This window comes from Streptomyces drozdowiczii, assembly GCF_026167665.1.
Taxonomy (GTDB): domain Bacteria; phylum Actinomycetota; class Actinomycetes; order Streptomycetales; family Streptomycetaceae; genus Streptomyces; species Streptomyces drozdowiczii_A.
Genome location: NZ_CP098740.1, coordinates 2608510 through 2632852, shown reverse-complemented (window position 1 = coordinate 2632852; position 24343 = coordinate 2608510). Strand labels below are relative to the sequence as shown.

Below are 24343 nucleotides of genomic sequence, written 5' to 3'. Positions count from 1 at the left end.
CGTCCCCCGAATGCGCCGGTGCCCCGGTCACGTCCGACGACATGACCGGGGCACCGGCGGGGAAGACGCGGGTCAGTCCTTGATCTCGCAGATCACGGCACCCGAGGAGATCGAGCTGCCGACCTCGGCGGCCAGGCCCTTGACGGTGCCGGAGCGGTGCGCGTTGAGCGGCTGCTCCATCTTCATGGCTTCCAGGACGACGATGAGGTCGCCTTCCTTGACTTCCTGGCCTTCTTCGACGGCGATCTTCACGATCGTGCCCTGCATCGGGGAGGCCAGGGTGTCGCCGGAGACGGCCGAGCCGGACTTCTTGGCCGCGCGCCGCTTGGGCTTGGCACCCGCAGCGAGACCGGTACGGGCCAGGCTCATCCCGAGCGAGGAGGGCAGCGAGACCTCCAGGCGCTTGCCACCGACCTCCACGACCACCGTCTCGCGGCCGGACTCGTCATCCGCCTCCGCCTCCGCCGGAGCGGCGAACGGCTTGATCTCGTTGACGAACTCCGTCTCGATCCAGCGCGTGTGGACACGGAACGGGTCCGCGGTGAACGCCGGATCCGTCACGACCGCGCGGTGGAACGGGATCGCGGTCGCCATCCCCTCCACCTGGAACTCCGCCAGGGCGCGCGCCGCGCGCTGGAGCGCCTGCTCACGGGTCGCACCCGTCACGATCAGCTTCGCGAGCAGCGAGTCCCAGGCGGGGCCGATGACCGAGCCGGACTCCACGCCCGCGTCCAGGCGCACGCCCGGACCCGACGGCGCCTCGAACCGCGTCACCGTGCCGGGGGCCGGGAGGAAGCCGCGGCCCGGGTCCTCGCCGTTGATCCGGAACTCGAAGGAGTGACCACGCGAGACCGGGTCCTCATACCCGAGCGCTTCACCGTCGGCGATCCGGAACATCTCACGCACCAGGTCGATACCCGAGACCTCCTCGGTCACCGGGTGCTCCACCTGCAGGCGGGTGTTGACCTCCAGGAAGGAGATCGTGCCGTCCATCCCGACCAGGAACTCCACCGTCCCGGCCCCGACGTAGCCGGCCTCCTTCAGGATCGCCTTCGACGCCGCGTACAGCTCCGCGTTCTGCGCGTCCGACAGGAACGGCGCCGGAGCCTCCTCCACCAGCTTCTGGTGCCGGCGCTGCAACGAGCAGTCACGCGTCGAGACGACGACCACGTTGCCGTGCGTGTCGGCCAGGCACTGCGTCTCCACATGCCGCGGCTTGTCGAGGTAGCGCTCCACGAAGCACTCCCCGCGCCCGAACGCCGCGACCGCCTCACGCACCGCGGAGTCGTACAGCTCCGGGATCTCCTCCAGCGTGCGGGCGACCTTCAGCCCGCGCCCGCCACCACCGAACGCCGCCTTGATCGCGATCGGCAGCCCGTGCTCCTCCGCGAACGCCACGACCTCCGCCGAACCCGCCACCGGGTCCGGGGTCCCCGCGACCAGCGGGGCACCGGCACGCTGCGCGATATGACGGGCGGCGACCTTGTCACCCAGATCCCGGATCGCGTGCGGCGGCGGGCCGATCCACGTCAGACCCGCGTCCAGCACCGCCTGGGCGAACTCGGCGTTCTCCGAGAGGAAGCCGTAACCCGGGTGGACCGCGTCCGCCCCCGAGTCCTCGGCAGCCTGGAGCACCTTGGCGATGTCCAGATAACTGGCCGCCGGGGTGTCACCGCCCAGAGCGAACGCCTCGTCGGCCACACGGACGTGCAGAGCGTCACGATCCGGATCGGCGTAGACGGCCACGCTGCCGATACCCGCGTCCCGACAGGCCCGGGCAACACGAACAGCGATTTCGCCACGGTTGGCGATGAGCACCTTGCGCACGATGGCTCCCTCCTTGAAACAAGCTGAGTTTAGGGACTACCGACACGGTCCTACGACCCGTCCCCAATGGTGAGCTTGCCCACACGGAGTGTGATTCGAGGTGTGCTCGAGTCGCGAAATCCCTTGTGCCACCACGGTACGCCGGGTTCTGAAACCGCACAGTAGCGACCAGGTGTGGCCCAGGTCTCTATCGGCACGAGCAGCGACTTACCGTGATTCTTTGTGGAGTTCCCACTAAGGGGTGGGCAATTCTTTGCCCGACCCACGAAAGCCCGGAGAGGCGGGGGTCCGTCCCGGTCGCGCACGGCTCTTGTCGTGGCCATTACCCGTTAGTAGGGTCCGCGCTATTGCACGTACTGCTGGTAACAGGGGGTGAGCGTCGTGGTTCGCAGGCTGGTGGCCTTTCTGGCCGCGCTCGTGCTGGCCGTGGAGGCCGTGGGCATCGTGATCATCAACGTGGTCCTGGGCACGGTCGTGAAGAACCAGGACATGTCCCTCGCCGGTACGGACCCCGAGGCGATGTCCAAGGGCACCTGGGCGCTCGGCGGGGTCTCCGGGGTCTTCCTGCTGCTGTGCGCCGTGCTGCTCGTGGTGGCGGGGATACGCGACCGGGGGCCGGGGCGTGCCGGCCGGATCGTGCTGATCTGCTGCGCGGTCGTCCACGGCGTGCTCGGCGCGCTGACGGTCGGACTCGTCGGCTGGGCGGCGTTCGCCTGGATGATGGTGGTGCTCGGGCTCATCGTGCTCGTCCTGGTGGCGTACGGCCCCCGGCCGGCCGCCCGGTCCGAGAAGGCCGGGCCCGAGGCGGCCGGGCCCGAGCCGGAGCCCGAGCCGGCCTGACTCCCTCTCAGGCCCAGAGGTCGGTGACCTGGACGCCCAGTTCACCCAGCAGGCGGCGCAGCAGCGGGAGCGAGAGCCCGATGACGTTGCCCGGGTCGCCCTCGATGGAGTCCACGAAGGGCGCCGAGCGCCCGTCCAGGGTGAAGGCCCCCGCGACGTGCAGCGGTTCGCCGGAGGCGACGTAGGCGGCGATCTCGGCGTCCGTCGGCTCACCGAAGCGCACCGTGGTGGACGCCGTCCGGGAGACCGTGCGGCCGGTCGTGGTGTCCGTCAGGCTGTGCCCGGTCCGAAGGATCCCGGCGCGGCCGCGCATCGACTTCCAGCGGGCGGTGGCCTCCTCGGCGTCGGCCGGCTTGCCGAGCGCCCGGCCGTCGAGCTCCAGGACCGAGTCGCAGCCGATGACCAGGGCGCCGGCGGCCTCGGGGAGCGCGGCGACCACGGCCGCCTTCGCCTTCGCGAGGACGAGGGCGAGGTCTGCGGGGGTGTCCGCGGTGAGGGCGTCCTCGTCCACGCCGCTGACGATGACTTCGGGCTGGAAGCCGGACTGGCGGAGCAGGCCGAGGCGGGCCGGGGAGGCGGAGGCGAGAACGAGGCGGCGGGGTGCGGTCATGGGCGCCATCGTACGGACGCGGGCCGTTTCGGGGGCGCTGCCCCGGGCCCCGCTCCTCAATCGCCGGTGGGGCTCGGAAAACCTCAGCGCGTGCCCAGTACGAACATCGCCACGACCATCGCCAGGGCCAGGACCAGGCCCGCTCGGCGCATCATCGTTTCCGCGTCGCGGAGTTCCTTGGGGGTTTGTTCTCGGGGTCGGACCAGAGCATGACTCGATCCTGCTGCGGAGGGCTCGGGCGGCGCCTGAGTACGCGTACTCAACCGCCGCCCGAGGGGGTGTCACCAGCGGTTACGCGGGCCAGTACGTACGGGCCCAGGCGCGCGGGCCCGGCAGGTGGCGGGCGCGTCGGGCCAGGCGGCTCGGGTCGGACCAGCCGGCCGGGGGTTCCGGGGTGTTGGACGGCACCGCGGACACCGCCGCCGCACGCGCCTGGACGACCGCGAGCGCGGCGGCCAGTTCCTCCGGGGTCGGGTTGCCCCGTACGACCTTGATCATGGCCAGGACCCTTTCTAGAGGGGGATGTTGCCGTGCTTCTTGGGCGGCAGGGACTCGCGCTTGGTGCGGAGCTGGCGCAGGCCCTTGACGACGTGTGCCCGGGTGTCGGACGGCATGACCACCGCGTCCACGTACCCGCGTTCGGCCGCCACGTACGGGTTGAGCAGGGTGTCCTCGTAGTCCGCGATCAGTTCGGCGCGCGTGGCCTCCTGGTCCTCGGCGGCGGCGATCGTGCGGCGGTGCAGGATGTTCACCGCGCCCTGCGCGCCCATGACGGCGATCTGCGCGGTCGGCCAGGCGAGGTTGATGTCGGCGCCCAGGTGCTTGGAGCCCATCACGTCGTACGCGCCGCCGAACGCCTTGCGCGTGATCACCGTGATCAGCGGGACCGTCGCCTCCGCGTACGCGTAGATCAGCTTGGCGCCGCGCCGGATGATGCCGCCGTACTCCTGGTCGACGCCCGGCAGGAAGCCCGGCACGTCCACGAAGGTCAGCACCGGCACGTTGAACGCGTCGCAGGTGCGGACGAAACGCGCCGCCTTCTCACTGGCGTTGATGTCCAGGCAGCCGGCGAACTGCATCGGCTGGTTGGCGACGATGCCGACCGGGTAGCCCTCGACGCGGCCGAAGCCGGTGATGATGTTCGGCGCGAACAGGGCCTGGGTCTCCAGGAACTCGCCGTCGTCCAGCACGTGCTCGATCGCGGTGTGCATGTCGTACGGCTGGTTCGCCGAGTCCGGGATCAGCGTGTCCAGCTCGCGGTCCTCGTCGCTGACCGCGAGATCCGCCTCCTCCGGGAAGGCCGGGGCCTCCGAGAGGTTGTTCGACGGGAGGTAGGACAGCAGCGACTTGACGTACTCGATGGCGTCCTTCTCGTCGCCCGCCATGTGGTGCGCGACGCCCGAGGTGGTGTTGTGCGTACGGGCTCCGCCCAGCTCCTCGAAGCCGACGTCCTCACCGGTGACCGTCTTGATGACGTCCGGGCCGGTGATGAACATGTGCGAGGTCTTGTCGACCATCACCGTGAAGTCGGTGATCGCGGGGGAGTACACCGCGCCGCCCGCGCACGGGCCGACGATCAGCGAGATCTGCGGGATCACACCCGAGGCGTGCACATTGCGCCGGAAGATCTCCGCGAAGAGCCCCAGCGCCGCGACGCCCTCCTGGATGCGGGCGCCGCCGCCGTCGTTGATGCCGATGACCGGGCAGCCGGTCTTCAGCGCGAAGTCCATCACCTTGACGATCTTCTCACCGTAGACCTCGCCCAGCGAGCCGCCGAAGATGGTGAAGTCCTGCGAGTACACGCAGACGGGACGGCCGTCGACCGTGCCGTAGCCGGTGACGACACCGTCCCCGTACGGCCGGTTCTTCTCGATGCCGAAGTTGGTCGAGCGGTGCCGGGCGAACTCGTCGAGCTCCACGAAGGAACCCTCGTCGAGCAGCAGCTCGACGCGCTCGCGCGCCGTCAGCTTGCCCTTCGCGTGCTGCTTCTCCACCGCGCGCGCCGACCCGGCGTGGGTCGCCTCTTCGATACGGCGCTGCAGGTCCGCGAGCTTGCCCGCGGTCGTGTGGATGTCGGTCTCTTCCGGCTCGGACATCGGGTGGCGGCTCCCTGCCTGGTCACGGGGACGACTTGGCTGCTGATCTGCTGGCGAACAGCTACTGAGCCGTAGCGTATCGGCGCGGATACGGTTCGGCAGTGCGTCCTTTGACACACCTAGGGTGGCTTGCATGACACCTTCGGATGCGCCACAGAGCCGTTGGTCGGACCTGGACCGGCCGCCCCTCAACGTCCCCGCGCTGCGCCGCGGACTGCTGCGGCCCGGCTCGCTGTGGACCGCCCTGGACGTGGTCGAGTCGACCGGCTCCACCAACACCGATCTCGCCACGCGCGCCGCGGGCCTCGCCGAGGGCACGATCCTCGTCGCCGAGGAGCAGACCGCCGGGCGCGGGCGCCTGGAGCGCACCTGGACCGCCCCGGCGCGTTCGGGGCTCTTCTTCTCCGTCTACCTGACCCCGGGCGACGTGCCCGCCGAGCGCTGGGGCTGGCTGCCGCTGCTCACCGGCGTCGCCGCCGCGACCGGCCTGGCGCGCGCGGCGGGCGTCGACATGGCCCTGAAGTGGCCGAACGACCTGCTCGTCTCCGTGGACGGCGAGGAGCGCAAGACCGGCGGCATCCTCGCGGAGCGGGCCGGGGACGGCGTCGTCATCGGCATCGGCCTCAACGTCTCGCTGCGCGCCGACGAGCTTCCCGCCCCCACCGCCGCCTCGCTCGCCCTGGCCGGAGCGGTCTCCACCGACCGCGAGACGCTGCTCCGGGGCGTCCTGCGGTCCCTGGAGCACTGGTACGGGCTCTGGCGCGACGCGGACGGCGACGCGGCGGCGAGCGGGGTGCAGGAGGCGTACGCGGCGGGGTGCGCGACCCTCGGCAAGGCCGTACGGGCCCAGCTGCCCGGCGACCGCGCGCTCACCGGAGAGGCCGTCGCCGTCGACGGGGACGGCCGGCTCGTGCTGTCCACCGGCGGCGGACGGCGCGAACCGGTCTCCGCGGGCGACATCGTGCACCTGCGGGGCGCGGCGGGCGGCCTGACCTGAACCGGCGCCGCCCGCGCACCGCGCCCTGAGGACGTGAGGTAGGGCACACCTGCCGTATCGTTGAGGTGATCCACCGACGGACAGATCGGCAGGGCAGTGCGCAGGGAACGGGCAGGAGGCGGCTGGTGACCGTCGACGACACGACCTCCGGCGATGGCGCTCAGCAGTCACCGGACCCCTCGGTGCACGCCACACCGCACCACGAAGTCGACCACACGGCCGAGCCGACCGACGACCCCCTCGCGATCCGGCTGGAACAGCTGATCCTGGGCGCCGACCGCCGCTACACGCCGTTCCAGGCGGCCCGCACGGCCGGTGTCTCCATGGACCTGGCCTCCCGCTTCTGGCGGGCCATGGGCTTCGCGGACATCGGCCAGGCCAAGGCGCTCACCGAGGCCGACGTGCTGGCCCTGCGGCGGCTCTCCGGTCTCGTGGAGGCGGGGCTGCTCAGCGAGCCGATGGCGATCCAGGTCGCCCGCTCGACCGGGCAGACCACCGCCCGGCTGGCCGAATGGCAGATCGACTCCTTCCTGGAGGGCCTGACCGAGCCCCCGAGCCCGGCATGACCCGTACCGAGGTCACGTATCCCCTGGTCGAACTGCTCCTGCCCGAGCTGGAGGAGTTCCTGGTGTACGTGTGGCGGCGCCAGCTCGCCGCCGCCACGGGCCGGGTCGTGCAGGCGGCCGACGACGACGAGATGGTCGACCGGCGCCTCGCCGTGGGCTTCGCGGACCTCGTCGGCTTCACCCGGCTCACCCGCCGCCTGGAGGAGGAGGAGCTCGGCGAGCTGGTCGAGTCCTTCGAGACCACCTGCGCCGACCTGGTCGCGGCGCACGGCGGCCGGCTCATCAAGACCCTCGGCGACGAGGTCCTGTTCGCCGCCGACGACGCGGGCACCGCCGCCGAGATCGCGCTGCGCCTGGTCGAGGCGATGACCGCGGACGAGACCATGCCGGCGCTCCGGGTCGGCATCGCCTTCGGCACGGTCACCACCCGGATGGGCGATGTCTTCGGCACCACGGTGAACCTGGCCAGTCGGCTCACCTCGATAGCGCCCAAGGACGCGGTGCTGGTCGACGGGGCGTTCGCCGAGGAGCTGACGCGTACGGGCGACGCCCCGGTCTCCGAGGCGCGCGCGGCGGAGGAGGCCGCGGCGGCGGCCGAACGGGCCGCGAAGGAGGGCCCGGACGCCGAGGTGGTCCCGGTCCCGAAGTACCGCTACGGCCTCCAGCCGATGTGGCAGCGCCCGGTCCGCGGGCTCGGCGTGGTCGAACCGTGGCTGCTGGCCCGGCGCGGCACGTCCTGACCCGTTCCGTACACCCTTTCGGGGCGGAGCCCTAGGATCCCTCGGGTAACGCTCGTTAACCGACAGGGGTGCAGCATGACCGTCACGTCCGAGCAGCGGTTCGGGGAGTTCGTCGCCGTACGCGTCCACGAGGGCCTGGAGCACGTCGCCGAATTGGTCCTGGACCGGCCGAAGGCGATGAACGCGGTGTCCACGGACATGGCCCGCTCGATCGCCGCCGCCTGCGACGCGCTCGCCGCCGACCGGGACGTACGCGTCACCGTCCTGACCTCCAGCCACGAGCGGGCGTTCTGCGTCGGCGCGGACCTCAAGGAGCGCAACTCCTTCTCCGACGCCGACCTGGTGCGCCAGCGGCCCACCGCGCGCGCCGCCTACACCGGTGTCCTCGAACTGCCCATGCCGACGATCGCCGCCGTGCACGGCTTCGCCCTGGGCGGCGGCTTCGAGCTGGCCCTTTCCTGCGACCTGATCGTCGCCGACCCGACCGCCCTGGTGGGCCTGCCCGAGGTCTCCGTCGGCGTCATCCCGGGCGGCGGCGGCACCCAGCTGCTGCCCCGCCGGGTCGGGGCCGCGCGCGCCGCCGAGCTGATCTTCAGTGCCCGCCGGGTGCCGGGCCCGGAGGCGCGTGAGCTGGGTCTGGTGGACGAGCTGGTGGCGGAGGGCGAGGACCGGGCCGAGGCGCTGGCCCTGGCCGGCCGGATCGCCGCGAACTCGCCGGTCGGGCTGCGGGCGGCCAAGCGGGCGCTGCGGCTCGGGCACGGGCTCGATCTGCGGGCCGGGCTGGAGGTCGAGGACTCCGCGTGGCGGTCGGTGGCCTTCTCCGGGGACCGGGCGGAGGGCGTGGCCGCGTTCAACGAGAAGCGGCAGGCGAACTGGCCCGGGGAGTGACCCTGGGTGCCCGTTTCCGGAGGGATCGGTCACGCTCCGGAGTCGTCGAGTGATCGCGAATCCCATATCGCCCTAAACTGACGCAATGGGTGGTGACGACGCACGACTGCGCGCCGTGGTCTCGCTGGCGCAGACGATGGCCGCGGCGCAGACGCCCCGGGGGTGCTGGCGAGCGGCCGCCCTGGGGGCGCGCGAAGCGCTGGGCGGCAGCTTCGCCGCGCTCTCGGTCTGGGAACGCGACCGGGGCCGGCTGAGGGTCCTGGTCAACGCGGGTGCGCGGGCCGAGGGCGAGGAGGAGTTCCCGGAGGAGGAGGTCTACCCCGTCCACCGGTTCCCGGAGATCACCGAGTTCCTGCACGAGCGGTGGGCCGGGGGCGGCGAGCCGGACGCCTGGGTGGAGACCGCCGAGGGGCCGGTGGACGGTGAGCCGGATTCCGCGGCCACCGGTTACGGGCCCGGCTACTGCCACCAGCGGGTGGCGGCGCTGCGCAGGCGCGGGCGCGGCTGCTGTGTGGTCGCGCCGATCGTGCTGCACGGGCGGGCCTGGGGCGAGCTGTACGTGGCGCGGCCGGTGGGCGCACCGGTCTTCGGGCGGGCGGACGCCGACTTCGCGACGGTGCTGGCCGCCGTGGTGGCCGCCGGGCTCGCCCAGACCGAGCGCCTGGAGGAGGTCCGCAAGCTGGCCTTCACGGACCCGCTGACCGGCCTCGCCAACCGCAGGGCCGTCGATGTGCGGCTGGACGAGGCGCTGGAGCGGCACCGGGCGGAGGGGGAGGTGGTCAGCCTGGTCGTCTGCGATCTGAACGGGCTGAAGTGGGTCAACGACACCCATGGCCACGCGGTGGGCGACCGGCTGCTGGAACGTTTCGGCTCGGTGCTGTCGCGGTGCGGGGCGATACTGCCCGGCGCGCTGGCGGCCCGGCTGGGCGGCGACGAGTTCTGCCTGCTGGCGGTGGGCCCCGGGGCGGACGAGGTGGTCACCGTGGCCACCGAGCTGTGCGAGCGGGCGGCCGGTCTCGAGTTCGGCAACGGGGTCGCCTGCGGGATCGCGTCCACCGGTGACGACATCGGGCCGGTGGTCTCGGCCCGGCGGCTGTTCCGGCTGGCGGACGCGGCGCAGTACCGGGCGAAGGCGGCCCGGTCGGACCGGCCGGTGGTGGCGGGGCGCGACGACGAGGTGATCCGGCTGGCGGACTCCCCGCCGAAGTCCCCGCACGACCGCCGCCGACTGCGCGGCAATCCGCCCGAGCACTGACCCGTACGGCCGGTGCTCGCGGCAGGGTTCGCGCAGGAGTGCGCGTAAGGGGTCAACCCGCCGACCACTGGTGACATGAAGGGTTTCAATCCGTACGCTGCTGAATATGGATATGCATACAGTCGTGGTGGGGACGTCCGGTACCACCGCTCAGGACGTCATCGCCGTGGCCCGCGGCAACGCCCGTGTCGAGCTCTCCGCCAACGCGGTGGCCGCGCTGGCCGCCGCCCGCGAGATCGTGGACGCGCTCGCCGCCAAGCCCGAGCCGGTGTACGGCGTCTCGACCGGCTTCGGCGCCCTGGCCAGCCGCCACATCAGCCCGGAGCTGCGCGCCCAGCTCCAGCGCAACATCGTCCGCTCGCACGCCGCCGGCATGGGCCCGCGCGTCGAGCGCGAGGTCGTCCGGGCGCTGATGTTCCTCCGGCTGAAGACGGTGGCCTCCGGCCACACCGGCGTACGGCCCGAGGTCGCGCAGACCATGGCCGACCTGCTGAACGCCGGGATCACCCCCGTCGTCCACGAGTACGGCTCGCTCGGCTGCTCCGGCGACCTGGCGCCCCTGTCGCACTGCGCGCTGGCCCTGATGGGCGAGGGCGACGCGGAGGGCCCCGACGGCGCGGTCCGCCCGGCCGGTGAACTGCTCGCCGCCCACGGGATCACCCCGGTCGAGCTGCGCGAGAAGGAGGGCCTGGCCCTCCTCAACGGCACCGACGGCATGCTCGGCATGCTGATCATGGCCCTGGCCGATCTGCGGACGCTGTACACCTCGGCCGACATCACCGCGGCCCTCTCCCTGGAGGCCCTGCTCGGCACGGACAAGGTCCTCGCGCCCGAGCTGCACGCCATCCGCCCGCACCCGGGCCAGGGCGCCAGCGCGGACAACATGCTGCGGGTCCTCGCGGGCTCCGGTCTCACCGGTCACCATCAGGACGACGCGCCGCGCGTCCAGGACGCCTACTCGGTGCGCTGCGCGCCGCAGGTCAACGGAGCGGGCCGGGACACCCTCGCGTACGCCGCGACCGTCGCCGACCGCGAGCTGGCCGCCGCTGTGGACAACCCGGTGGTGCTTCCGGACGGGCGCGTCGAGTCCAACGGCAACTTCCACGGGGCGCCCGTCGCGTACGTCCTGGACTTCCTGGCCATCGCCGCCGCGGACCTGGGCTCGATCACCGAGCGCCGGACCGACCGGCTCCTCGACAAGAACCGTTCGCACGGGCTGCCGCCGTTCCTGGCCGACGACGCGGGCGTGGACTCCGGGCTGATGATCGCCCAGTACACCCAGGCCGCCCTGGTCAGCGAGATGAAGCGGCTCGCCGTCCCGGCCTCCGCCGACTCCATCCCGTCCTCCGCCATGCAGGAGGACCACGTCTCCATGGGCTGGTCCGCCGCGCGCAAGCTGCGTACCGCCGTCGGCAACCTCGCCCGGATCGTCGCCGTCGAGCTGTACGCGGCGGCCCGCGCGGTCGAGCTGCGCGCTCAGCAGGGGCTGACCCCGGCCCCCGCCACCCGCGCCGTCATCGAGGCGCTGCGGGCCGCCGGTGTCGAGGGCCCCGGCCCCGACCGCTTCCTGTCGCCGGACCTGGCCGCCGCCGACGCCTTCGTACGGGCGGGCGGGCTGGTCTCCGCCGTGGAGCCGGTCACCGGGCCGCTGGCCTGAGACCGGGGCCGGGGCGGGCGTCGGGGCGTCAGAGCGCGGGCCGCAGGCCCGTCCGGTGGGACGAATAGGTCACCACGCCCGCCCCGATGCCCAGGAAGGCGACGCCGCCGAGCACATACGGGGTGGCGTCGACGCCCGTCCCGGCCTCGGCCGGCGCGCCGGAATCCGCGGCGTCGCCCGCCGTCGCCGCGGCGCCGGGCGCGGTCCCCGTGTCGCCCGTGGCGTTGGCCGACGGGACGAACCACAGGGCGCAGAGCAGCACTCCCGCGGCGGTGGCGGTCAGGAGCGGGCGGCGGGAAATGGCCACGAAATCGGTCTCCCTTGCGACGGCCGGACGTCCGGCTCGTCCCGATGCTAGGGCCTGTCATTCGCATCACGCCAGGGCCCTGGGGAAGGCATGGCGGAGAGGCCGTCGGGGAACGCGTCCTCGGCGGGGGCGCCCCGGGCGTCCCGCACAATGGGAGGGAGGCCGACGGCTGCGGCGGTCCGGAGCGGCGGGCCCGACCTGCGGGAACGCAGGCCCTGCCCGCTCGTGGCGGACCTGAACCGGTCCGTGCCGCGGACGCGGGAACCACCGTCCCCGGCACGGCGTCGAAGAGTGGTGTTCCCCACACCTTCGGCGTACGTGGAACGGGGACCCCGTACAAGGGGTTCTAGGAACATTGACGGGGTTTCGCCGTTGGGCGGCCTTTTCGGGGTTTTTGGGGATTTCGGCAACGATGGAGAAGCGTGTGATGACGGACAGCAAGCGGCGCAAGGGCCTGATGGCCGCGTCCGCACTGCTCGGCGGCGTACTGGTGCTTTCCGCCTGCGACGACGGCGGCGACAAGGGCGGTCCCAGCCCCGAGAGCTCGAAGTCCCAGGCAGCCGACGTCGACAAGGCGGCCGCCCAGGAGACCTCCGAGGCGCAGATAACGATCGCGCCCAAGAACGGCGCGACCAACGCGAGCATCAACAACGCCGCCAAGGTCACCGTCGCCAAGGGCAAGCTGACCGAGGTCACCATGACCAGCGCGGACGGCAAGAGCGTCAAGGGCACCCTCTCCGCCGACGGCACGAGCTGGCAGCCGGACGCCCAGCTGGAGCGCTCGACCACCTACAAGGTCAGCGCGACCGCGAAGGACGCCAAGGGCCGCGAGGCGCACGAGAACTCCTCCTTCACCACCGTCTCGCCCGACAAGAGCTTCATCGGGAACTTCACCCCCGAGGACGGCTCCACCGTCGGCGTCGGCATGCCCGTCTCGATCAACTTCAACAAGCCGATCACCGACACCAAGGCCGTCCAGGACGGCATCAAGGTGACCTCCAGCAGCGGCCAGGAAGTCGTCGGCCACTGGTTCAACAACCAGCGCCTCGACCTGCGCCCCGAGAACTACTGGCAGGCCGGCTCGACCGTCACCCTGAAGCTCTCCCTGGACGGCGTCGAGGGCTCGGACGGCGTCTACGGCGTCCAGCAGAAGACGGTCACCTTCAAGGTCGGCCGCAACCAGGTGTCCACGGTGGACGCCAAGACGCACATGATGACCGTCACCCGGGACGGCAAGACGATCAAGACCATCCCGATCTCCGCGGGCGGGCCCGACAACCCCACGTACAACGGCCAGATGGTGATCTCCGAGAAGTACAAGGAGACCCGGATGAACGGCGCCACCGTCGGCTTCACGGACGACGACGGCAAGGGCGAGTACGACATCAAGGACGTGCCGCACGCCATGCGGCTGTCCACGTCGGGCACCTTCATCCACGGCAACTACTGGGGCAAGGGCATCTTCGGCAAGGTCAACACCAGCCACGGCTGCGTCGGCCTGGAGGACGCCAAGGGCGCCGGGGACTCCAGCACGCCCGCCGCCTGGTTCTACAACAACTCCATGGTCGGTGACGTGGTCGTCGTGAAGAACTCCCCGGACAAGACGATCCAGCCCTCCAACGGCCTCAACGGCTGGAACCTCAGCTGGGCCGAGTGGACGGCGGGCTCCACCGCCTGACCGGCCCTTCCGGCCGAACCCCACCCCGTACGCCGAAGGCGGCGGCACCAGGACCCGGTGCCGCCGCCTTCGGCGTACCCGCTGTTCTCATCCGGCTCTCATCGTGGCCTTAACCCACCATCACGAGCCGTTCCTAGCCTCGCGCCATGTTCTTCACCTACCTCCGGCGCGAGCTGCGCCGCCGCAGAAAGGCGGCGCTCGTCGTCGCCTCCGGGCTCGCCCTCGGCATTGCGCTGGTCATCGTCGTCAGCTCGGTCTCCTCGGGCATGAGCAAGGCCCAGGACAAGGTCCTGGAATCGCTGTACGGGCTCGGCACCGACATGACCGTCACCAAGGCGGCCGCGGCGCCGGGGTCGGGCTCCACCGGCCGCCCCAGGTTCGAGTTCGACGCCAAGGACAACGACGACGACGCGACCCAGAGCACCGACCGGGTCATGGTCCAGGGCTTCCAGACCCTGGCCTCCTCCACGGTCGACAAGGTCGGCGAGCAGGACGGCGTCGCCGGTGCGGTCGGCGGGCTGAGCCTGTCCGTCATGAAGGTGGACGGGCAGTTCAAGCGCGGCGAGTTCAAGCAGGAGGGCGGTACGGGCCAGGGCGGCGGCGGACGCGGGCCCGGCGGCGGCAGCGGCATGCCGCAGGGCGAGGTCAGGGGCGGCGGCGCCTCCTTCGACGTCAACTCCTACACGGTGTACGGAACCGACGTCACCCAGCAGGACCTCGGCCCGCTCACCTCGTCGAAGATCACCTCCGGCCGTACGTTCAAGACGACGGAGACCGACGCCAAGGTGGCCGTGGTCGACTCCGCCTACGCCAAGGAGAAGAGCCTCGCCACCGGCAAGACCGTGACCGTCCACGGCACCGAGTTCACGATCATCGGCGTCTCGACGGCCGACAGCGGCGACGCCGCCGCCAACCTCTACATCCCGCTCAAGCAGGCGCAGACCCTGTCCGACTCGAAGGACAAGGTCACCACCGTCTACGTGAAGGCCGCGGACTCGCAGAAGATCGACGGCGTCAAGTCGGCCATCCAGAAGAACATCTCGGGCACCACGGTCACCACCTCCGCCGACCTCGCGGACACCGTCTCCGGCTCCCTGTCCACCGCGTCCGACCTGGCCGCCGGCGTCGGCAAGTGGCTGTCCATCGCGGTCCTCGTCGCCGCGTTCCTGGTCGCCGGGCTCCTCACCTCCTCCGCCGTCAGCCGCCGCGTCCGCGAGTTCGGCACGCTGAAGGCCCTCGGCTGGAAGAGCGGCCGGGTCACCCGCCAGGTCGTCGGCGAGGCCCTGGTCAACGGCCTCATCGGCGGCGTCCTCGGCATCGCCGTCGGCCTGGCCGGCGCCTACGCGGTCACCGCCGTCAGCCCCACGCTCACCGCCGAACTCGGCTCCTCCGGAGGCGGCGGGATGCGCGGCGGCATGATGGGCGGCGGCGGGCCCGGCTTCGGCCGGCAGAGCGCGTCCAAGGCCCTCGACATCGCGCTCACCGCGCCCGTCTCCCTCTCCGTCATCCTGACCGCCGTCGCCCTGGCCGTGGCGGGCGGGCTGATCGCGGGCGCCTTCGGCGGCTGGCGCGCCTCCCGGCTGCGCCCGGCGGACGCGCTCCGCCGCGTCGAGTAGCAGCCCGGACCCCACACCCCGTCAGGAGAACACCCATGTACACGCTTCACGGCGTCACCAAGCAGTACCAGCGCGGCAAGTCGACCGTGCACGCCCTCGCCGGCGTCGACCTCACCATCGAGGACGGCGGCCGCCTGGTCATCCAGGGCCCCACCGGCGGCGGCAAGTCCACCCTGCTCCAGATGCTCGGCGGCCTGGACCGGCCCACCGCCGGGAGCATCGAGCTCGACGGGGTGGACCTGGCCAGGCTCAGCGAGGCCAAGCTCACCAAGGTGCGCGCCGAGAACATCGGCTTCGTCTTCCAGAGCTTCAACCTCATCCCGACGCTCACCGCCCAGGAGAACGTCGAGACCGCCCTCGTCCCGCTCGGCGTCAAGGCGTCCGAGCGGCGCAGAAGAGCCGCCGAGGCGCTGGACTCCGTCGGGCTCGGCGAGCGCCTGGGCCATGTGCCCGGCGAGATGTCCGGCGGCCAGCAGCAGCGCGTCGCCATCGCCCGCGCCCTGGTCAAGCGGCCCAAGGTGCTCCTCGCGGACGAGCCCACCGGCAATCTGGACGAGTCCATGCGCGACGAGATCATGGAGGTCCTGGAGACCCTGTGGAAGGAGCACGGGCTCACCTTCGTCATGGTCACCCACGACAGCTCCATCGCCCGCCGCGCCCCGCGCCTGGCCACCATTCGCAAGGGCAGGGTCACCATCACGGAGAACGCCCCGGCCTGACCGCCCCCGCCTCCCCGTCCCCGACCGCCGCCGGCGGGCCTCCGTGCCCCCGGCGGCGGTGTCAGTTCCCGGGCCGGGCGGCCCTGCGGTACGCCACGAGGTCGCCCCGGCGGACCTGGCGCAGGCCGAGCGGGTCCGCGTACGAGATGCCCTGCTCGCAGGTCCGCACCTGCACCGGCCCGGTCGCGTGGGAGCCGGCGCGCAGTCCGTACCAGGGGCGCAGGGGCAGCCAGGCCAGCCCGTACAGCCAGCGCCGCACCAGCAGGCCGGGGCCCGGGCGGCGGACGTCCGGCAGGCGCACCACCCGGATGCCCATGATCAGCTTGCCCGCGCCCGCGCCGAGGAACGCGGTGAGCACGACCTGGTTGACGAAGGACAGCACGAGCACCGGCACGGCCAGCAGCACCGCCGCCTCGGGCAGCGCCGAGGCGTCCACGTACGGCCTGGCGAGCAGTCCGGCCGTGAGTACGCAGAGGTAGCAGTCCAGGCCCACCGCGAGGCAGCGCCGCAGCTCACCGGCGCGTGGCGGGGTGCGCGGACCGGGGTGTGACGGACCGCTGTGCCCGGACCGGGCGGGCAGCACGGGCCCGGCGGGCCGGTGGGGACGGAGACCTCTGCGGTTTCCCCGTATGGATGTCATGAGCGAATCATGTCTGATGCCCCGTCATTACGTCCCGGCGCGTTCCGTATTACCCAGCGGGCCGTCGACGCCCTCCGGCGCCCTCGGCGACATGGAGCCCGTCAGCCGACGGACGTCACTCCCACGGCGTAACGCCCGGGTTTCCGGAACCTCACCGTCGAGACCGTGCGACTGTGAGGTTCACCACTTCGGCGGGGGCCCGCCGGCCGTCCGGGCCCGGCCAATCGCGTGCCGATCCGGCCGCGCACAAGGCCGTTGGCCAGGTCACGGGCGCCTCGGCGGCGGATCACCATGCGGATGCCACGGGCCTCGTGCCGGGGCCGCTGGGAGAATCGGGGTGCCCCGCGTATGAGCCGACCCATGAAAGGTCCTGATCAGATGCCGGTCACCCCTGACTCCGCCACCTCGCACGCCGCCGAGAACCGCCTCATCGAGCCGTTGTACGCCGAGGTGCTGCGCCGCAACCAGGGCGAGAAGGAGTTCCACCAGGCGGTCCGGGAGGTCCTGGAGACCCTCGGTCCCGTGCTCGCCAAGCGGCCGGAGTTCGTGGACGCCCGGGTCATCGAGCGCATATGCGAGCCGGAGCGCCAGCTGATCTTCCGGGTGCCGTGGTCGGACGACTCGGGCGACATCCACGTCAACCGCGGCTTCCGCGTCGAGTTCTCCAGCCTGCTCGGCCCGTACAAGGGCGGTCTGCGCTTCCACCCCTCGGTCAACCTCGGCATCGTGAAGTTCCTCGGCTTCGAGCAGATCTTCAAGAACGCCCTCACCGGCATGCCCATCGGCGGCGGCAAGGGCGGCGCGGACTTCGACCCGAAGGGCCGCTCCGACGCCGAGATCATGCGGTTCTGCCAGTCCTTCATGACCGAGCTGCACCGCCACGTCGGCGAGTACACCGACGTGCCCGCCGGTGACATCGGGGTCGGCGGCCGCGAGATCGGCTACCTCTTCGGCCAGTACAAGCGGATCACCAACCGCCACGAGTCCGGCGTCCTCACCGGCAAGGGCCTCGGCTGGGGCGGCGCCCTCGTCCGCACCGAGGCGACCGGCTACGGCTGCGTCATGTTCACCGCCGAGATGCTGCGCAGCCGGGGCGAGTCCCTGGACGGCCAGCGCATCTCCGTATCCGGCTCCGGCAACGTCGCGATCTACGCCATCGAGAAGGCCCAGCAGCTCGGCGCGACCGTCGTCACCGCCTCGGACTCCGGCGGTTACGTCGTGGACGACAAGGGCATCGACCTCGACCTGCTCAAGGAGATCAAGGAGCGCGGCCGGGGCCGCATCTCCGAGTACGCCGAGCGGCGCGGCGCGCATGTGAAGTACGTCGAGGGCACCGGCGTCTGGAACGTCCCCGTGGACGTGGCCCTGCCCTGCGCCACCCAGAACGAACTGCACGAGGCCGACGCGCTCGCCCTCGTCCGGGGCGGCGTCAAGGCCGTCGCCGAAGGCGCCAACATGCCCACCACCCCCGAGGCCGTCCGCGTCTTCCAGGACGCCGGGGTGGCCTTCGCCCCCGGCAAGGCGGCCAACGCGGGCGGCGTGGCCACCAGCGCCCTGGAGATGCAGCAGAACGCCTCGCGCGACTCCTGGACCTTCGCCCACACCGAGCAGCGCCTCGCGGAGATCATGCGCCACATCCACGACTCCTGCTACACCACCGCCGAGAAGTACGGCAGCCCCGGCAACTACGTCGTCGGCGCCAACATCGCCGGCTTCGAACTGGTCGCGGACGCGATGCTGGCCCAGGGCCTCATCTGACCCGGCCACGACGCGCGGAACGGGCCCGGGGACGCTTCCCCGGGCCCGTTCCCGTGTCGCTCAGCTGTCCGCGGGCGCCACGCCCACCGGGCAGGAGACGCCCGTGCCGCCGATGCCGCAGTAGCCGGCCGGGTTCTTGTCCAGGTACTGCTGGTGCGCCGCTTCGGCGGGCCAGAACGGGCGGCCGTCGGCCGGCAGGATCTCCGTGGTGATCTCGCCGTGGCCGGAGGCCGTCAGGACCTTCTGGTACGCCTTACGGGACGCCTCGGCGGCCGCCGCCTGCTCGGGGGAGTGGGTGTAGACAGCGGAGCGGTACTGCGTACCCACGTCGTTGCCCTGGCGGAAGCCCTGGGTCGGGTCGTGCGACTCCCAGAACAGCTTCAGCAGCTCCGCGTACGTGACGGTCCTCGGGTCGTACACGACGCGGACCGCCTCCGTGTGGCCGGTGAGGCCCGAGCAGACCTCCTCGTACGCGGGGTTCTCCGTATAGCCGCCCTGGTAGCCGACGAGCGTCGTCCAGACGCCGTCCGTCTGCCAGAACTTGCGCTCGGCGCCCCAGAAACAGCCCAGCGCGAAGTCGGCGACCTCCAGGCCCTCCGGGTACGGGCCGAGCAGCGGGTTGCCCAGCACCGTGTGGCGGGACGGGACGGTGAACTCGGGGGTGGGACGGCCGCGCAGGGCCTCCTCCGGGGTGGGGAGCTGAGGGGTGCGGCGGTGCAGGAACATGCGGGGGCTCCTCCTGGGTCGGCGTGCTGTCCGTACAACGCTCCGGGAACCCCGCGGATTCCTCACAGGGCTCAGCGCGGCAGGGTCGCCGGGCTGCCGCCGTTCGCCTCGTACCCCGCGACCGCCAGCGCCCGGTACACCGCGTACTCCGCGGCCGGGTCCTCGCTCGCCGTCCACGGCAGCGCGCCCACGTAGCCGTCGATGTGCACCAGCTGGTGCACCGCCTCCGCCCAGCGCTCCATCCGCACCAGGAACAGCACCAGCAGATGGCGGACGTGCGGCAGCATCGGGTCGTCCGCGCGCGCCGCGTGCACCGCGAACATCGCGCCCTCCACGGCCCGGGTCACCACCTGGCTCTCGTAGAAGCCGCGCACCAGATTGACCTCGGGCAGGTGCTCGTACACCGCGAACAGCGGCAGCCCCGCCAGCAGCGAGCCCTGCGGGGCGCGGGCGGCGGCGGCCGTGGCGAAGCGGTCGGCCTCCTCGCGCGAGCCGTGCCACCGCTCGCTCCAGAAGTGCAGCGCCGCGATGTGGGCGCCCATGTGCGAGGGCGCCCGGTCGATGATCTTCGCCCACAGCTGGTCGAACTCCTCGCCGGAGTAACCGAGTCCGCGCGCGACCGCCAGCTCCACGATGTACGGGACCGGGTCGCCCGGGGCCAGCAGGGCGGCCTCGCCGATCACCGTACGGGCCTCCTCCAGGATGATCCGGAAGTCGTCCGTCCCCGCCGTGGACGAGCGCCACGCCTGCTGCACCAGGAACTCCGCGTGCACCGCCGCGGCGCCCGCGTCCTTGGGCGCCTCCGCGCGCCACTTGCGCAGCCAGGCCCCGCCGACGCCCGGCTGTCGCAGCAGCTCCAACGAGGCAGCCCCGGCGAACGCCTGTACCCGCTGCCAGCGCAGCTCGCCCTCCTTGGGCGTCCCGGCCAGCAGCTGGGAGGCGGCCCGCCACTCCTGCGTGTGCTGCACGACCTCCAGCACGTCCAGCAGGTCCTGGTCCGCCCCCGGCGTCCGCACGTCCAGCTCCTCCTGGCGTACGAAGCCGTAGTCCTGCGGGTCGGCGGCGTCGGGGGAGCCCGGCGCGGCCAGCCGGATGCCACCGCCGCGGCGGCGCAGCACGTACGGGCCGATCGCGGCGGTCAGCAGGCACAGCGCGAGCAGGAACCACAGAATCTCCATGCCCCCATTGTCACCGGACGGCTCGGTGGGCCGTGCGGGACCTCATGACGAACTACGCTCGGCCCCATGAGCGACCAGCACAGCTTCGAAACCCGCGCCATCCACGCGGGGAACACCGCCGACCCCCTCACCGGCGCCGTGGTCCCGCCCATCTACCAGGTGTCCACGTACAAGCAGGACGGCGTGGGCGGGCTGCGCGGCGGTTACGAGTACAGCCGCAGCGCCAACCCGACCCGCACCGCCCTGGAGGAGAACCTCGCGGCCCTGGAGGGCGGCCGGCGCGGGCTCGCCTTCGCCTCCGGCCTCGCCGCCGAGGACTGCCTGCTCCGTACGCTGCTGACCCCCGGCGACCACGTCGTGATCCCGAACGACGCCTACGGCGGCACGTTCCGGCTGTTCGCGAAGGTCGCCTCGCGCTGGGGCGTGGAGTTCTCCGTCGCCGACACCTCGGACGTGGCGGCGGTCCGGGCCGCGATCACCCCGCGCACCAAGGCGGTCTGGGTGGAGACCCCGTCCAACCCGCTGCTCGGCATCACCGACATCGCCGCCGTCGCCCAGGTCGCCCGCACCGCGGGGGCGCGGCTCGTCGTGGACAACACCTTCGCGAGCCCCTACCTCCAGCAGCCGCTGGCGCTCGGCGCGGATGTCGTCGTGCACTCCACCACCAAGTACATGGGCGGCCACTCGGACGTCGTCGGCGGCGCGCTGATCGTCAACGACCCCGATCTGGCCGACGAGTTGGTCTACCACCAGAACGCGATGGGCGGCGTGGCCGGCCCGTTCGACGCCTGGCTGGTGCTGCGCGGCATCAAGACGCTCGCCGTCCGCATGGACCGCCACAGCGAGAACGCCACCAAGGTCGCCGAGCTGCTGACCCGGCACCCCAAGGTCACCCAGGTCCTCTACCCGGGCCTGCCCGAGCACCGGGGCCACGAGGTCGCCGCCAAGCAGATGCGGGCCTTCGGCGGCATGGTGTCCTTCCGCGTCGAGGGCGGCGAGGAGGCGGCGGTCGAGGTCTGCAACCGGGCCAAGCTCTTCACCCTGGGCGAGTCCCTGGGCGGCGTCGAATCGCTCCTGGAGCACCCCGGCCGCATGACGCACGCCTCGGCTGCGGGCTCCCCGCTGGAGGTCCCGGCCGACCTGGTCCGCCTCTCCGTCGGCATCGAGAACGCGGACGACCTGCTCGCGGACCTGACGCAGGCGCTGGGTTAAGTCGGCAAAAAAAGGGGGGCGGGGCCGGAGTCTCCGGCTCCGCCCGCCCGGGCTTCAGGCCGGTTCGTCCTCCAGCGTCGCCCTGACCTGCTCCCGCAGCTCGGGGCTGTCGGTGTGCTGATGGACGGAGACGGCGTGCTCGCTCGCGGCCCGCACGACTTCCTCCTCCTCGCCGGCGATCGTCAGCGAGCAGTTCATCTCGCTCGGATACTTGCGGCAGTCAGCGATTTTTCGGGTCATGACAGCCTCCTGACCACTCCTTTCCAGGGTAGTCCGGAACACCGCGCCTACCAGCTCTCCACCGGCGTCGTCTCCGCCGGAGGCTCCTCCCACGGCCGGACCGCCAGCGCCCACACCGTGAACGCGGTCACCGCCGCCACCAGCGCCAGCACCCAGAGCCTGCGCCGCGCCCGCCGTCGCCGCAGCAGCCGTCCGCCCCGCTCGGCCGCCCGTGCCGCCAGGTCGGCGGGCACCTGCGGATGCGGGCCCTCCAGCATCCGGCGCACCTCGTCCTCGCGCCGCCCGGTGCCGCTCATGGCGCGGCCCCCAGCAGCCGGGCCGGGCCCCGGCGCGCGGTCGGGCTCCTGGTGCCGCGCAGGGTGGCCACCGACCGGTTGCAGACCGCGCGCACCCGGTCCTCGGGCAGCCCCAGCAGGGCCGCCGTCTGCTCCTCCGGGACCCCTCGTACAGCCGGAGGACCAGGACCAGGCGTTCCTGCGGGGTCAGCCGGTCCAGCAGCCCGCCGCGCGGCCGGTGGTGGCGCCACGCCTCGCGGGCGAACCTGCCCGCCAGCTCCTGCCGGGTGCGGTCGTACGGGTCCTCGCCCCGCAGCCGCTCCCAGTCGGCGAACGTCCGGGCCAGCGAGGCGGTGAGCAGCCGCAGCGCGTGCGGGTGGGCGCCGGGTGCGTCCGCCGGTTCGGCGGTGAGCAGGGTGGCCGTGTGCAGCAGACGGCCCGCCGCGCCCGCGACGAAGGACTCGAAGTCCTGGGCGCGGCCCCGCAGCGGGCCCGCATGACGCTCTCGCACACGTCAATCCGAACGCGCCGCGGCCCTCAGGTCAACCCCCGGGAGCCCGGCGGGCGTTCAGTTCGCGTGGGCGGTCTGGTGCGCCGTCTGCCGGGCCGCCAGCGCCGCGTTGAACCGGGTGAGCAGCGCGCAGAACGTGTCCCGCTCCTCCTCGCTCCAGCCGTCCGTCACCTGCGACATCAACTCCCGCCGCGAGTCCCGGACCTCGTCCAGCCGGGCCTGGCCGCGCGGCGACAGCTGGAGCACCACCGCCCGGCCGTCCTCCGGGTGCGAGGTCCGCTTCACCAGGCCGGTGTCCACCAGCGGCGCGACCTGCCGGGTCACCGTGGACGAGTCGATCCCCATCCCGGCGGCCAGCGCCTTGACGCCCATCGGACCTTCCCGGTCCAGCCGGTTCAGCAGCAGATAGGCCGCCCGGTCCATGGAGTTGCGCACCTGGCCCACCCCGCCGAGACGGGTCTGCTCGGCCCGGCGGGCGAATACGGCCACCTGATGCTGAAGGGTGTCGAGAACGTGGTCGGGACCCGGGTTTTCCGGGGCGGCGCCCCCGGATGGAGACGAGGCAGTCGTCATGTCCTGAGGGGGCATGGCCGGGGGCTCTCTTCGTGCGGTGTCGGATGGGTGGGGGACAGAGTACGCGGCCCCGGGGCAACGCGTACCAGTGCTGCACAAACCTGCGGACATCGGCGCAGGACGGCCCCGCAAGCGGCGGCCGGGCCCCTCCGAGCTGCAAGACTTACGGTATGAACTTCCCGTCGTCCGGCAGCTTTCCCTCCGTGATCCTCGATGACGTACGGGGGGCGCAGAAGATGCTCTCCGGGGTTGCCAAGGTCACCCCGCTCGAAGGCAGCCGCCATCTCTCGGGCCTCGTGGGCGCGCCCGTCCTCTTCAAGTGCGAGAACCTCCAGCGGACCGGCTCGTTCAAACTGCGGGGCGCCTACGTACGCATCTCGGGGCTCACCCCGGTCGAACGCGCCGCAGGGGTCGTGGCCGCGAGCGCCGGGAACCATGCGCAGGGTGTCGCCCTCGCGTCTGCGCTCCTCGGCGTACGCTCCACGGTCTTCATGCCGGTCGGCGCACCGCTGCCGAAGGTCGCCGCCACCCGCGAGTACGGGGCCCGGGTGCGGCTGCACGGCACCGTCGTGGACGAGACCCTGGCCGCCGCGCAGGAGTACGCACGCGAGACCGGCGCGGTGTTCATCCACCCCTTCGACCACGCCGACATCATCGCCGGGCAGGGCACGGTCGGCCTGGAGATCCTGGAGCAGTGCCCCGAGGTCCGGACGATCGTGGTCGGCATGGGCGGCGGCGGCCTCGCGGCCGGCATCGCGGTCGCGGTCAAGGCCGTCCGGCCCGACGTGCGCATCGTGGGCGTGCAGGCGGCCGGTGCCGCGTGCTACCCGCCGTCCCTCGCGGCCGACCGTCCCGTCTCCATCGACACGCTCCAGACCATGGCGGACGGCATCAAGGTCGGACGCCCCGGCGATGTGCCGTTCGCCCTGGTCAGGGACCTGGTGGACGAGGTGCGTACGGTCTCCGAGGACGAGCTGTCCAGCGCCCTGCTGCTCTGCCTGGAGCGGGCCAAGATGGTGGTCGAACCGGCCGGGGCGAGCCCGGTGGCCGCCCTGCTCGGCGACCCCAAGTCGTTCCACGGGCCCGTCGTCGCGCTGCTCTCCGGCGGCAATGTGGACCCGCTGCTGATGCAGCGCATCCTCACCCACGGCATGGCGGCGGCCGGGCGCTACCTCAGCCTGCGGCTGCGGCTCACCGACCGGCCCGGCGCGCTGGCCGCCATGCTCGGCGTCCTCTCGGTCGCGGACGCCAACGTGCTGGACGTCAGCCACGCCCGTACGGACCCCCGGCTCGGCCTCACCGAGGCGGAGGTGGAGCTGCACCTGGAGACCAAGGGGCCGGAGCACTGCGACGACGTGAAGGCGGCGCTGCGGGACGCGGGCTATTTGGTGATGGGCTGACGATCTGCGCGCCGCTCGTGTGTTCACCGGGCAC

General features: G+C 72.3%; 22 protein-coding genes and 3 pseudogenes. 12 read left to right on the top strand and 13 right to left on the bottom strand.

Annotated elements, in window-relative coordinates:
* Window positions 1-72: 72 nt before the first annotated feature.
* The gene (locus NEH16_RS11685; RefSeq protein ID WP_265541855.1) at window positions 73-1827 is read right to left on the bottom strand and encodes an acetyl/propionyl/methylcrotonyl-CoA carboxylase subunit alpha; all 1755 of its coding nucleotides are present in this window, start codon (window positions 1825-1827) and stop codon (window positions 73-75) included.
* Between the two features lie 372 nt (window positions 1828-2199).
* Between NEH16_RS11685 and NEH16_RS11680 the strand changes: the two genes are divergently transcribed.
* Window positions 2200-2667, top strand: coding sequence for a hypothetical protein (locus NEH16_RS11680; RefSeq protein WP_073964283.1), 468 nt, complete (start codon window positions 2200-2202; stop codon window positions 2665-2667).
* Between the two features lie 7 nt (window positions 2668-2674).
* On the opposite strand, the gene NEH16_RS11675 is transcribed toward NEH16_RS11680, so the two are convergent.
* From NEH16_RS11675 to NEH16_RS11665, 4 genes and pseudogenes are all read right to left on the bottom strand, one after another.
* Window positions 2675-3286, bottom strand: coding sequence for a nucleoside triphosphate pyrophosphatase (locus NEH16_RS11675; protein ID WP_265541851.1), 612 nt, complete (start codon window positions 3284-3286; stop codon window positions 2675-2677).
* Window positions 3287-3360: 74 nt separating this feature from the next.
* Window positions 3361-3488 (bottom strand): annotated as a pseudogene (gene mmpB, locus NEH16_RS33865) (morphogenic membrane protein MmpB).
* Between the two features lie 80 nt (window positions 3489-3568).
* Window positions 3569-3775, bottom strand: a complete 207-nt coding sequence (locus NEH16_RS11670) for an acyl-CoA carboxylase subunit epsilon (protein WP_073964281.1) — start codon at window positions 3773-3775, stop codon at window positions 3569-3571.
* A 14-nt stretch (window positions 3776-3789) separates the two neighbouring features.
* A complete protein-coding gene (locus tag NEH16_RS11665) occupies window positions 3790-5373 on the bottom strand; it encodes an acyl-CoA carboxylase subunit beta (protein ID WP_073964280.1) in 1584 nt (527 codons plus the stop codon).
* A gap of 133 nt (window positions 5374-5506) precedes the next feature.
* On the opposite strand from NEH16_RS11665, the gene NEH16_RS11660 reads away from it, so the two are divergent.
* From NEH16_RS11660 to hutH, 5 genes and pseudogenes are all read left to right on the top strand, one after another.
* On the top strand, window positions 5507-6370 hold the full coding sequence (locus NEH16_RS11660; protein ID WP_265541848.1) for a biotin--[acetyl-CoA-carboxylase] ligase: 864 nt from the start codon (window positions 5507-5509) through the stop codon (window positions 6368-6370).
* 125 nt (window positions 6371-6495) lie between these two features.
* Window positions 6496-7676, top strand: a pseudogene (locus tag NEH16_RS11655) (adenylate/guanylate cyclase domain-containing protein).
* A gap of 75 nt (window positions 7677-7751) precedes the next feature.
* Window positions 7752-8564, top strand: coding sequence for an enoyl-CoA hydratase/isomerase family protein (locus tag NEH16_RS11650; RefSeq protein ID WP_265541846.1), 813 nt, complete (start codon window positions 7752-7754; stop codon window positions 8562-8564).
* Window positions 8565-8649: 85 nt separating this feature from the next.
* Window positions 8650-9819 carry a GGDEF domain-containing protein gene (locus NEH16_RS11645; RefSeq protein WP_265541844.1) on the top strand — a complete coding sequence of 390 codons (1170 nt, stop codon included), beginning with the start codon at window positions 8650-8652 and terminating at the stop codon, window positions 9817-9819.
* A 112-nt stretch (window positions 9820-9931) separates the two neighbouring features.
* The gene (gene hutH / locus NEH16_RS11640) at window positions 9932-11476 is read left to right on the top strand and encodes a histidine ammonia-lyase (RefSeq protein ID WP_265547154.1); all 1545 of its coding nucleotides are present in this window, start codon (window positions 9932-9934) and stop codon (window positions 11474-11476) included.
* Window positions 11477-11504: 28 nt separating this feature from the next.
* On the opposite strand, the gene NEH16_RS11635 is transcribed toward hutH, so the two are convergent.
* Entirely contained in the window at window positions 11505-11783 is a 279-nt protein-coding gene (locus tag NEH16_RS11635) for a hypothetical protein (protein ID WP_265541842.1), read from the bottom strand.
* 412 nt (window positions 11784-12195) lie between these two features.
* On the opposite strand from NEH16_RS11635, the gene NEH16_RS11630 reads away from it, so the two are divergent.
* The 3 genes from NEH16_RS11630 to NEH16_RS11620 all read left to right on the top strand — a co-directional run bounded on the left by NEH16_RS11630 (window position 12196) and on the right by NEH16_RS11620 (window position 15796).
* Complete coding sequence (locus NEH16_RS11630) at window positions 12196-13461, top strand: L,D-transpeptidase (protein WP_265541840.1); 1266 nt, start codon at window positions 12196-12198, stop codon at window positions 13459-13461.
* Window positions 13462-13607: 146 nt separating this feature from the next.
* Complete coding sequence (locus NEH16_RS11625) at window positions 13608-15077, top strand: ABC transporter permease (RefSeq protein WP_265541838.1); 1470 nt, start codon at window positions 13608-13610, stop codon at window positions 15075-15077.
* A 35-nt stretch (window positions 15078-15112) separates the two neighbouring features.
* Complete coding sequence (locus tag NEH16_RS11620; protein WP_073964270.1) at window positions 15113-15796, top strand: ABC transporter ATP-binding protein; 684 nt, start codon at window positions 15113-15115, stop codon at window positions 15794-15796.
* A gap of 61 nt (window positions 15797-15857) precedes the next feature.
* Here NEH16_RS11620 and NEH16_RS11615 read toward each other — a convergent pair whose 3' ends face one another.
* The gene (locus NEH16_RS11615; protein WP_265547152.1) at window positions 15858-16307 is read right to left on the bottom strand and encodes an RDD family protein; all 450 of its coding nucleotides are present in this window, start codon (window positions 16305-16307) and stop codon (window positions 15858-15860) included.
* 507 nt (window positions 16308-16814) lie between these two features.
* Between NEH16_RS11615 and gdhA the strand changes: the two genes are divergently transcribed.
* Window positions 16815-18194 carry an NADP-specific glutamate dehydrogenase gene (gene gdhA / locus NEH16_RS11610; protein ID WP_265541837.1) on the top strand — a complete coding sequence of 460 codons (1380 nt, stop codon included), beginning with the start codon at window positions 16815-16817 and terminating at the stop codon, window positions 18192-18194.
* 60 nt (window positions 18195-18254) lie between these two features.
* On the opposite strand, the gene msrA is transcribed toward gdhA, so the two are convergent.
* Both msrA and NEH16_RS11600 read right to left on the bottom strand, forming a co-directional pair.
* Window positions 18255-18920 (bottom strand): peptide-methionine (S)-S-oxide reductase MsrA, encoded by a 666-nt coding sequence (gene msrA, locus NEH16_RS11605; protein ID WP_265541835.1) that lies wholly within the window; start codon window positions 18918-18920, stop codon window positions 18255-18257.
* 71 nt (window positions 18921-18991) lie between these two features.
* Window positions 18992-20098 (bottom strand): hypothetical protein, encoded by a 1107-nt coding sequence (locus NEH16_RS11600; RefSeq protein ID WP_265541833.1) that lies wholly within the window; start codon window positions 20096-20098, stop codon window positions 18992-18994.
* A 66-nt stretch (window positions 20099-20164) separates the two neighbouring features.
* On the opposite strand from NEH16_RS11600, the gene NEH16_RS11595 reads away from it, so the two are divergent.
* Window positions 20165-21310, top strand: a complete 1146-nt coding sequence (locus tag NEH16_RS11595) for a cystathionine gamma-synthase (RefSeq protein WP_265541831.1) — start codon at window positions 20165-20167, stop codon at window positions 21308-21310.
* A 54-nt stretch (window positions 21311-21364) separates the two neighbouring features.
* Here NEH16_RS11595 and NEH16_RS11590 read toward each other — a convergent pair whose 3' ends face one another.
* The 4 genes and pseudogenes from NEH16_RS11590 to NEH16_RS11575 all read right to left on the bottom strand — a co-directional run bounded on the left by NEH16_RS11590 (window position 21365) and on the right by NEH16_RS11575 (window position 22924).
* On the bottom strand, window positions 21365-21550 hold the full coding sequence (locus NEH16_RS11590; protein WP_265541829.1) for a DUF1059 domain-containing protein: 186 nt from the start codon (window positions 21548-21550) through the stop codon (window positions 21365-21367).
* A 47-nt stretch (window positions 21551-21597) separates the two neighbouring features.
* Window positions 21598-21846, bottom strand: coding sequence for a hypothetical protein (locus NEH16_RS11585; protein WP_265541827.1), 249 nt, complete (start codon window positions 21844-21846; stop codon window positions 21598-21600).
* A pseudogene (locus NEH16_RS11580) lies at window positions 21843-22336 on the bottom strand (sigma factor-like helix-turn-helix DNA-binding protein). Before NEH16_RS11580 ends, NEH16_RS11585 begins: the two are co-directional and overlap by 4 nt.
* 57 nt (window positions 22337-22393) lie before the next feature.
* On the bottom strand, window positions 22394-22924 hold the full coding sequence (locus NEH16_RS11575; protein WP_073964263.1) for a MarR family winged helix-turn-helix transcriptional regulator: 531 nt from the start codon (window positions 22922-22924) through the stop codon (window positions 22394-22396).
* A 155-nt stretch (window positions 22925-23079) separates the two neighbouring features.
* On the opposite strand from NEH16_RS11575, the gene ilvA reads away from it, so the two are divergent.
* A complete protein-coding gene (gene ilvA / locus NEH16_RS11570; RefSeq protein ID WP_265541825.1) occupies window positions 23080-24309 on the top strand; it encodes a threonine ammonia-lyase in 1230 nt (409 codons plus the stop codon).
* Window positions 24310-24343 lie beyond the last annotated feature (34 nt).